13 protein-coding genes and 1 pseudogene are annotated in these 9,675 nt (G+C 33.9%); 3 read left to right on the top strand and 11 right to left on the bottom strand.

The features are described 5' to 3' along the window. The 5 genes from P8M54_RS03665 to P8M54_RS03645 form a co-directional block, all read right to left on the bottom strand. Positions 1-146: flavoprotein (locus P8M54_RS03665; RefSeq protein WP_300285318.1), on the bottom strand; the 146-nt coding region annotated here is incomplete at its 3' end. 7 nt (positions 147-153) lie between these two features. After that, positions 154-471 (bottom strand): DNA-directed RNA polymerase subunit omega, encoded by a 318-nt coding sequence (locus P8M54_RS03660; protein ID WP_026709525.1) that lies wholly within the window; start codon positions 469-471, stop codon positions 154-156. Positions 472-479: 8 nt separating this feature from the next. Next, a complete protein-coding gene (gene bamD, locus P8M54_RS03655; RefSeq protein WP_300285312.1) occupies positions 480-1,274 on the bottom strand; it encodes an outer membrane protein assembly factor BamD in 795 nt (264 codons plus the stop codon). Positions 1,275-1,412: 138 nt separating this feature from the next. Further along, positions 1,413-2,294 (bottom strand): 4-hydroxy-tetrahydrodipicolinate synthase, encoded by an 882-nt coding sequence (gene dapA, locus P8M54_RS03650; protein ID WP_300285309.1) that lies wholly within the window; start codon positions 2,292-2,294, stop codon positions 1,413-1,415. Between the two features lie 11 nt (positions 2,295-2,305). After that, a complete protein-coding gene (locus P8M54_RS03645; RefSeq protein WP_300285307.1) occupies positions 2,306-2,824 on the bottom strand; it encodes a hypothetical protein in 519 nt (172 codons plus the stop codon). Between the two features lie 47 nt (positions 2,825-2,871). Here P8M54_RS03645 and P8M54_RS03640 point away from each other — a divergent pair, with 47 nt between their 5' ends. Continuing rightward, entirely contained in the window at positions 2,872-3,669 is a 798-nt protein-coding gene (locus tag P8M54_RS03640; RefSeq protein WP_300285305.1) for a 5'-nucleotidase, read from the top strand. Between the two features lie 105 nt (positions 3,670-3,774). Continuing rightward, positions 3,775-4,686 (top strand): metallophosphatase, encoded by a 912-nt coding sequence (locus P8M54_RS03635; RefSeq protein ID WP_300285302.1) that lies wholly within the window; start codon positions 3,775-3,777, stop codon positions 4,684-4,686. Here P8M54_RS03635 and P8M54_RS03630 read toward each other — a convergent pair. From P8M54_RS03630 to rpsF, 6 genes are all read right to left on the bottom strand, one after another. Then, on the bottom strand, positions 4,662-5,363 hold the full coding sequence (locus P8M54_RS03630; RefSeq protein ID WP_300285299.1) for a lysoplasmalogenase family protein: 702 nt from the start codon (positions 5,361-5,363) through the stop codon (positions 4,662-4,664). The genes P8M54_RS03635 and P8M54_RS03630 overlap by 25 nt on opposite strands. Then, complete coding sequence (gene ligA, locus P8M54_RS03625; RefSeq protein ID WP_300285296.1) at positions 5,353-7,356, bottom strand: NAD-dependent DNA ligase LigA; 2,004 nt, start codon at positions 7,354-7,356, stop codon at positions 5,353-5,355. Before ligA ends, P8M54_RS03630 begins: the two co-directional genes overlap by 11 nt. Before the next feature lie 218 nt (positions 7,357-7,574). After that, on the bottom strand, positions 7,575-8,048 hold the full coding sequence (locus tag P8M54_RS03620; protein ID WP_300285293.1) for a DUF6495 family protein: 474 nt from the start codon (positions 8,046-8,048) through the stop codon (positions 7,575-7,577). Positions 8,049-8,187: 139 nt separating this feature from the next. Beyond that, positions 8,188-8,625 (bottom strand): 50S ribosomal protein L9, encoded by a 438-nt coding sequence (rplI, locus tag P8M54_RS03615; protein ID WP_300285291.1) that lies wholly within the window; start codon positions 8,623-8,625, stop codon positions 8,188-8,190. A 65-nt stretch (positions 8,626-8,690) separates the two neighbouring features. Then, complete coding sequence (gene rpsR, locus P8M54_RS03610; protein ID WP_073017581.1) at positions 8,691-8,987, bottom strand: 30S ribosomal protein S18; 297 nt, start codon at positions 8,985-8,987, stop codon at positions 8,691-8,693. Between the two features lie 5 nt (positions 8,988-8,992). After that, on the bottom strand, positions 8,993-9,334 hold the full coding sequence (gene rpsF / locus P8M54_RS03605; protein ID WP_074723697.1) for a 30S ribosomal protein S6: 342 nt from the start codon (positions 9,332-9,334) through the stop codon (positions 8,993-8,995). 165 nt (positions 9,335-9,499) lie between these two features. Here rpsF and P8M54_RS03600 point away from each other — a divergent pair. Next, positions 9,500-9,675, top strand: a pseudogene (locus P8M54_RS03600) (response regulator); the annotation flags it as partial.

Below are 9,675 nucleotides of genomic sequence, written 5' to 3'. Positions count from 1 at the left end.
GTTACAAAATCCTTAGAAGCAGGTGTCATTATCACTTGGACATGTGCACCTGCTTTTATAAAAAGTCGAACTAATGATGCCGATTTATAAGCGGCGATTCCACCAGAAACTCCCAGTAAAACATTTTTTCCGCTTAATACTGACATTGTAGTACTATTTATTTGAATCTCTGTGATAAATTTTACCATCTAACCACTCTTGAACTGCTAAAGCGTGAGGCTTCGGTAGTTTTTCGTAGAACTTTGAAACCTCGATTTGCTCTTTGTTTTCAAAAACCTCTTCAAGACTGTCATTGTATGTAGCAAACTCTTCTAATTTCTCAGTCAATTCTTTTTTGATTTCAGAGTTAATTTGGTTCGCTCTTTTCGCCATAATGGTTATTGCCTCATACACATTACCAGTAGGTTCTTCAATAACTGTTTTGTTGTATGTTATTGTGTTTACTGGAGCATTCGTCTTTTTTAAATCCATCACTTTAATTATTTAGTAAATTTTTGTAAATCTGTTTCAACTCGAGCTAGCATTTCGTTAGCGCGCTCTTTGTATTTTGTTTCAGCATTATACTTCATTAATCCTGTATAAGCTGTTTTTGCCACTTTTAATCTCTCCTCCATTTTAGCTGGTACACTATTTATACCTAGCTGGTAAGCTGAATCGAATTTTAAAAATAAGGCATCTTCTTTGAATTTGGTACCCGGGAAACCGATTATAAAATTATCTAACGCTACAATAGCAGCTTTGAATTCCGATACGGTGTTATATCCTTTTGCGTTTTCAAAGACTTTCTTTTCTATTTTATCTGATAGAATACGCATACTTTCATTGGCTTCTCCTAAATATTCAGAATTAGGGTAAGTATCAATAAAATTTTGCAATTTTTCTATTGCTTTAAAAGTATCTGTTTGGTCTAAACTGAATTCAGGCGACAACATCGAATAACTTTTAGCTCCTAAATAAGCCGCTTCCTGTACTTTTTCACTTTTTGGATAACCTGAAACAAAACTTTCAAATTGATATCCTGATAAAGTGTACTGTTTAGTCTTATAATAAGACTGTGAAAACATGTAAAATAATTTCTCCGCTTGCGGCTTGCCTCTGTATTGTGGTGCTATTTGTTCAAATAAACGAATGGCTTTCGAATATTTACCAGCTTCGTACATTTTAGTACCAATTTCAAATTTTGCAGCAACATCTTCGTTTTTCAGTGCTTTTTGATACTCATTACAAGAACTAAATAACACGATAAGAACTAATAGAGATACTATTTTTTTCATTTATTTATTTTTTTTAAAACCTCGTTCACTTACTTTTAAACACAGTAAATACAACTAAAGTTTCGGTGGCAAATTTAGGTATTAATTTAGCTACTACAAAATATTTCTTTGCTTAAAAAAAAGCCTACTTTTTTGTTGCTATTTGTCATTGTTTTTTACAAAATCAGCAATTCTCTGGCTTAAAGATTCATCGACAGTAACTAGTGGCAAACGAACTGTATTGTCAGCTATACCAAGTGATTGAAACACTTCTTTGATTCCTGCAGGATTACCTTGTTCGAAAATCATATCAATACAATCAGCTAAAAGGTAGTGCTTCTTGAAAGCATCATCTACTTTTCGATTTAGTCCTAAACGTATCATTTCTGAAAATTCCTTAGGAAATCCTTGGCCAATTACGGATATCACACCTGATCCACCTGCTAAAACCATCGGTAAGGCAATCATGTCATCACCTGAAATCACTAGAAAATCTTTAGGTTTGTCTCTTAAAATTTGCATTGCTTGTACAAGATCACCTGCTGCTTCTTTTATAGCCACAATATTGCTAAAATCATTAGCTAAGCGTAGAACAGTTTTAGGCAACATATTACTAGAAGTTCTTCCAGGAACATTATAGATGATTACAGGAATTGGAGATGCCTCAGCTACTCTTTTAAAATGCTGATAAATCCCTTCTTGTGTTGGTTTATTATAATAAGGAGAAACCGATAAAATAGCAGCAAAAGCGGAGAAATCTCTTGATTCTAACTCGGCAACCACTTTCATCGTATCATTACCTCCTACTCCTAATACTAGCGGTAATCTCCCGTTGTTACATGCTACAACGGTAGTAATAACAAGTTCTTTTTCCTCTTGAGAAAGGGTAGCATTCTCGGCGGTGGTGCCCAAAACAACAAGGTATTCTACACCTCCGTCGATACAAAAATTCACTATTCTATGTAAAGCCTCAGTATCTACAGAAAAGTCAGCTTTGAATGGAGTCACAAGCGCAACACCGGTACCAATTATTGATTGCATGTTAAATGATATTATATTTTGTTTAATATTTTTAAGTATTTAAAGGTTTCGTTTATAAAAACGAGATGCTCCTCAGCAGTAGCTTTAATTATCAAATCATTAAGTCGCTTATCAACTGTTGAGAAGCCAACTGTAAACTTTGCCTTAGAATGACGACTAACAACTACTAATGCTACTTTTTCGAGTTCATAATAATTAATCAGTAAGTCAAACTCCTTGTCCATAAATTCATTTGCCACTTTGGAATTTAACGTAGCATTCCAATTTAGTTCCGAAGCATAATAAACAGGATAATTATCAACCTTGTTTTTTTTTATTTTGTCATTATAGAGTAAAACTTCAATATTGTGCTCTAAAATACCCTTAGCTACTAAGGACGTTACTATGGCTTTGGCATCTAAAAAATAACTTTCATCAACTAATAAGCCTATTGTTTTCATAACGCCTGAACCCTCGTTACTCCTAGTATTTTGAAAATTATTTTTTAATATTCTTTTTACAGAAAAGTCTTTTATATAATTTAAAAACATAGTATTTTTACTCGGTTACAAAATTAATTAATTAAGTTACATTCCAAATGGTAAATCTAAAAAAGTATAACGACGTTTTCAAACTTTTTGTTATATTCTTAACATTTTACTCGATTCAATCGTGTAGCCCTTCTACCTACCGTGTTACTAAGGTCGTGGCAAAACAACTTCCGGTATCCCAAACAGCTGAAACCAACAACAACACAGCAATTACAACTACCTACGAGAATTATATTTCTCCGTACCGCACCCGCATCAACAAGGATCTTGATAGCGTACTTGCCTACTGCCCTCTTACATTGGACAAAAAAGCGACGAACTTACAGTCACCAATTGGAAACATGATGGCCGATGTTGTCTTAGCTTATGGCAATAAAGTATTTCAGAAGCGAGAAAACAAAAACATTTCTGTTTGTATCCTTAATAATGGCGGAATTAGAGCCATTTTACCAAAAGGAAACGTAACTGCCCGAAACGCATTTGAAATCATGCCTTTTGAAAACAGCTTAGTCGTTATTGCTTTAAGAGGTGTTCAAATTCGTGAGTTAATTGCCTACTTTATAAAAGAACAACAAGCGCATCCTTTAGCGGGTTTGACCTTTCAAATTGATAAAAACAAGCAAGCGACAACTATTTTAATTCAAGGAAAAGAGTTGATGGATGACAACTTGTATTATGTTGGAACCAACGATTATTTAGCTAATGGTGGCGATAATATGTCCTTTTTTAGTAAAGGCGAGCATACTTATGATTTAAATTATAAGTTAAGAAATATTTTAATTGATTATTTCACAGCGGTTGATACCGTTAGCGCGACTCCTGATAACCGAATTTTAGTACACTAACGCTCATTTTATAGCCCCGATAGCAGTGGAAATCCTTTTTTATCTTTTGCAAAAAGATAAAAAAGATTGAAACAAATAGCGGGAAATAGCTCCAAATAAACAAACATGAAAAGAAGAGATTTTATAGAAAAAACAGCTGCAGGTACTGCATTATTAGGAATTAGTGGCTCCTTAAGTAGTTTTCAAAGTTCAGGAGTAAAGCACTTAACGATTTTGCATACCAATGATGTTCACAGTCACATTGATCCTTTTCCTGCTGATGATCCCCGAAACGCAAATATGGGTGGTGTAGCGAGACGAGCAGCCTTAATCGAAAGTGTTAGAAACGAAAATCCTAATGTGCTGTTGCTAGACGCAGGTGATATATTTCAGGGAACGCCTTACTTTAATTATTATGGTGGCGAACTTGAATTTAAGTTAATGAGCATGATGCAATATGATCTTTCAACTATTGGAAATCATGATTTTGATAACGGACTGCAAGGATTGTTTGCTCAAATGCCCCACGCCAAATTTGAATTTGTTTCAGCTAATTATGATTTTAAAAATACGGTCATGGATGGTTTAGTAAAACCATATAAAATTTTTAATAAAAACGGAATAAAAGTGGGCGTTTTTGGAATAGGAATTGAATTAAACGGCCTAGTTGACAAAAAAATGTACCTAGAAACGGTTTACAGTGATCCTGTGGAGGCATCTCAGGAAATGGTACGTATTTTGAAAAAGGAACAGGGTTGCGACATTGTAATATGTTTGTCGCACTTAGGATACAATTACAAGAATGAGCCAAACAAAATTTCGGATTTGAAATTAGCAGCACTGACCAAAGATATCGATCTTATAATAGGTGGTCATACTCATACTTTTTTGGACAAACCAACTGTTGTGAAAAATTTAGATAATCAAGATGTACTTGTAAACCAAGTAGGATGCTACGGAATCAATCTAGGACGAATTGACTTTTATTTAGACTTCGATAAAAGTAAAACGACTCAAGGGAAATCGATTGTAGTATAATTTAATCGGTTTTTTTCATCGAGTATAAAAAAATGTACCAAAAAATAATAGGACAGCACCTGAGCTACTAATTGCGCGAAATCTAAAATTGAAAAAGCAAGATAAAACTTGGTGATAATGTAAAAGCTATCTGAGAAATAAAATAAGATGCATGCTACTACCAAGTGCATGGAAGCCTTGCTATTGCTTCTAAAATACTCAATAATAGACATGAGTAAAAGGGATGAAAGTGTGATACCATAGAAAATAAGCACCGGAAGTCCCATGCCTATTTTCTCAAATTTTAAAGCGAGAATGGAATACGCTAGAATAGCCAAGGCTACCGAAGTGATTAGCAGTAAGTTCCCATTTTCGCTGTATTTCCACTTTGTTTTTAAAAAATTAGGCAAAAGATAAAAAACTAGCAGCAGGTAGGCAGTTAAGAAACATAAGATCTCTACTGTTGTATGATCGTTAGGACTAATCAAAATATAAATATCACCTAGGTAACAACTAAGCAACACACCACTTATTAAAATATTTATTTTAAAATTGCTTTTAAGTAAGTAATATACTGCAACGGCTGGAACAATGGCCACTTTAGACCATAACATTCCATCTCTAAAGCCAATTGTATTCGATACAACGCAGAAGAGGCAGGAGATTACATAAACAATTAGCGCAATTTTACTTTTCATTTAGCATTTTAATAAAGTGATCTTCGGTTAAAATTGGAATATTTAATTTACTGGCCTTCTCTAATTTTGCTGGACCCATATTATCCCCTGCAATAACAAAATTTGTTTTTGCAGAAATAGAGCTTCCTACTTTACCTCCATTATCTTCGATCGCTTTTTTCAAATCATCTCTAGAAAATTTTTCAAATACTCCCGAAACAACAAATATATTCCCTGATAACTTATCAGTAGCGTTCAAATTTATCTTTTCTATAACTTCAAAAGCAAGTCCGTATTCTTTTAAGCGCTCTATTGTAACGATATTAGCTGCATTCCCAAAAAAATCAACAACACTTTGCGCGATGCGTTCGCCAATTTCATCAACCAAAACAAGGTCGGCTACCGTTGCTTGTGCCAAACCATCTATATTTTTATAATGTTTAGCCAGTTTTTTAGCAACCGTTTCCCCAACGAAACGAATTCCTAAAGCATACAAAACACGTTCAAAAGGTATATTTTTGGAATTTTCCACTCCTTTGACCAAGTTTTCTGCTGACTTTTGAGCCATACGCTCCAAGGGCAAAATTTGATCAACTGTGAGAGTGTACAAGTCGGCATAATTATGTACTAAACCGTTGGTGTACAACAAAGCAACTGTTTCTCCACCTAAACCTTCAATATCCATCGCTTTACGCGAAATAAAATGCTGTATTCTCCCTATAATTTGTGGCGGACAACCATAAAAATTAGGACAGTAATGATTCGCTTCGCCTTCATTTCTCACCAAAGCCGTTTGACATTCTGGACAATTCGTGATATAAATGGTAGGCTCAGACTCTAAACTCCTTTTAGTTAAGTCTACTGCAATAATCTTAGGTATAATTTCACCTCCTTTTTCTACAAATACTGTATCGCCTACGCGAATGCCTAGCTTTTCTATTTGATCAGCGTTATGTAGTGAGGCACGCTTTACGATAGTGCCTGCAAGTTGCACTGCTTCTAAATTAGCAACTGGCGTAATTGCTCCTGTACGTCCTACTTGGTATGAAATCGAATTTAAAATGGTTGATACCTGCTCAGATTTAAATTTGTATGCCATTGCCCATCGAGGCGACTTAGCTGTATATCCCAATTCATCTTGGTACTGTAAGCTATTTACTTTGATCACTACACCGTCAGTTTCATAGGGTAATTCATGTCTATGGACGTCCCAATATTCAATAAATTCAAAGACTTCCGCTAGATTTTTCGCTAGCTTAACTTCTTTTGGAACTTTAAAACCCCATTTTCTGGCTGCTTCTAAACCATCATATTGCGTTTGAAACGGAAGGTTATTTCCAATTAAAAAGTACAATAAACAATCCAAAGGCCTTTTAGCTACTTCGGCGCTATCTTGCAACTTTAAGCTACCTGAAGCGGTATTACGAGGGTTAGAATAGGGTGTTTCACCGATTTCAATTAGCTCTTGATTCATTTTTTCGAATCCTTCAAAAGGGAGAATAATTTCGCCACGCACTGCAAATTCAGCTGGAAAATCTCCTTTCAACGCTAATGGAATTGACCGAATTGTTTTTATATTATTAGTAACATCATCACCTTGAAAACCGTCTCCACGAGTGACAGCACGATTTAATTTACCATCAATATAAGTAATACTGATTGAAGCTCCATCATACTTTAATTCACAGGTATAGGATAATTCGACATTACCTAATACTTTTTGGATTCGTGTTTCCCAATCCTTTAAATCTTCTTTAGAATAAGAATTATCTAACGAATACATACGGTAGTCGTGTGGAATGGTTTCAAAGTTTTTAGTTACCGTTCCTCCAACACGCTGTGTAGGTGAGTTTTCGTCAAAAAATTCTGGATGACTATTCTCTAATTCTTGAAGCTCTTTTAATTTTAGATCAAAATCATAATCAGATATAGTAGGATTATCTAAGACATAATAGTTATAATTATGCTCGTTCAGCAATGTTCGTAGGTCTTCGATGGTTTTCAAAATGCTCATAAAAATAGATTAAGATCAATCAATTGAGGTATAAAAATAGTGGATAAAAACGTAAAAACACAGTATTTGACGTAGTTTTTAGTCGAGAAAATATCGTTGCAAATTCCTATTTATTCTTAAGCAGCAGTGTTGCGCAAAAGAGGACAAAACAAAAAGGTTGTTTTGGCAAACTTCTCTCATTTGCTAAAACAACCTTTTTACCCTTCGACCAAAACAATCTATGATTCTATAATCGTATTTATTTGTGTATATAACTGACCATCACTTAAAAATGCACCTTGTTGGATTAAGGCGAAGAGTGAACCATTGCGCTCCTCAGTAAATTCTTTTTTACCGGTTTTCATTTCGATAGTATCTGTGAACATATTGTCGCTTAACCATTGTAAACCATCCTTAGTTAAAAAGTCAACTTCAGGCACTAGTGATTTAAGTACAATTGAATTAACATAAGTGTCAAAACAACGAAAAAGGAAGATATGGTTTTTCGAAAAATGTTCAAGATATTCTGCTTTCGTTAAAACTCCTTCCCAAACTAAATCCGAAAAAACGTCTAATTCTTGTTCTGCTACTTCCGGCTTATCTGCTTTTATAGTATCCCACTCCGCTTTATCGATGGCTTGAGTTGCTAAAAAGTTAGTAAACTCTTGGGTTAGTTCTTCAAACTGTTCTTTTGTTAATCTTGTATATTTCATATCATGGTGAGGAACAAAATAATCCTGTTCCAAATTATTTAAAGTTAATTTGATTTATTTACTTTGATCGTAGTAACAACATCAAACAAAAAAAATCCCGATTTTCATCGGGATTCTGTAATCAGTCACAAATAATAAATTATTCCGCAACGATTTCGTATGGTAATTCAACGATCACATCTCTGTGAAGTCTTACGTTAGCAGTATATTTACCTGTACGTTTTACAATTCCAGAAGTAATAAATTTTCTATCAATTGATTGACCACCTTTTGCTAAAGCATCAGCGATGTCAATGTTAGTAATTGAACCGAATAATTTTTCTCCTCCTGCTTTTGCAGTAATTTTAATTTCGATAGCTTTTAAAGCTTCAGCTAATGCTTGAGCATCTGCTACTACTTTAGCTTCTTTGTGCGCTCTTTGCTTCAAGTTTTCAGCTAATACTTTCTTTGCAGAAACAGTAGCTAATTGAGCAAATCCTTGTGGGATTAAGAAGTTACGACCGTATCCGTTTTTTACAGTTACTACGTCATCTTTAAATCCTAAATTTTGAACGTCTTGTTTTAAAATCAATTCCATGTTGTTGTCCTTTGTTATAGAAGTTAGTCCCGATTAGTATCGGGACAACAACTTTATTTTTAATATTATTTTAATAAATCAGCTACGTACGGCATTAAAGCCAAGTGACGTGCTCTTTTAACAGCTACAGATACTTTCCTTTGGTATTTCAAAGAAGTTCCAGTTAAACGACGAGGAAGAATTTTTCCTTGCTCATTTACGAACTTTAATAAGAAATCACCATCTTTATAATCGATGTATTTGATTCCAGATTTTTTGAAACGACAGTATTTTTTCTGTTTGTTAGTTTCTATATTTAAAGGAGTAAGATATCTGATATCTCCGTCTTTTTTTCCTGAAGCAGATTGTTGTAATGTTGCCATAATAATTAAGCTTTTTGAGATTTAAGTTTTGCTCTTCTTCTTTCAGCCCAAGAGATAGCATGTTTATCAAGACTTACCGTTAAAAAACGCATAACTCTTTCGTCACGTCTGAATTCAGTTTCAAAAGCGATTAAAACCTCTCCTGATACGTTATATTCAAACAAATGGTAAAATCCAGATTTTTTGTTTTGGATTTCGTAAGCCATTTTTTTAAGACCCCAGTCCTCTTTAGATACGAAAGTAGCACCTCTACTAGTAAGAAAATCTTCAAATTTGCTTACTGTTTCCTTTACCTGAACATCAGATAAAACGGGATTTAAAATGAAAACAGTTTCATAATGATTCATAAAAATTTATTTTATTGTTAATTTGGGTGCAAAAGTAACCTTTTTTTTTAAACATCCAATGTTTTATTAGATATAATCGTTGAACCGCAAAAATAACACTTAAACCGCTAGTTTTAAGAGAATATTTATTTTAAATTTACACTATTAAATATAAATTTCAATATTATGAAGCTAAATTGTGTCGTTGTAGATGATAGTTCCATACAAAGGATGATCATTGCAAAGTTAGTAAATAATCACACGAGTTTAAACTTGGTGGGGGATTTCTCTAATGCAATAGAAGCAAAAGGGTGCATGTCTGTTAACGATGTTGACCTAATCTTTCTTGATATTGAAATGCC

Source organism: Flavobacterium sp. (assembly GCF_029242675.1).
In the GTDB taxonomy this organism is placed as follows: domain Bacteria; phylum Bacteroidota; class Bacteroidia; order Flavobacteriales; family Flavobacteriaceae; genus Flavobacterium.
This window is presented reverse-complemented; position numbering and strand designations above follow the sequence as displayed.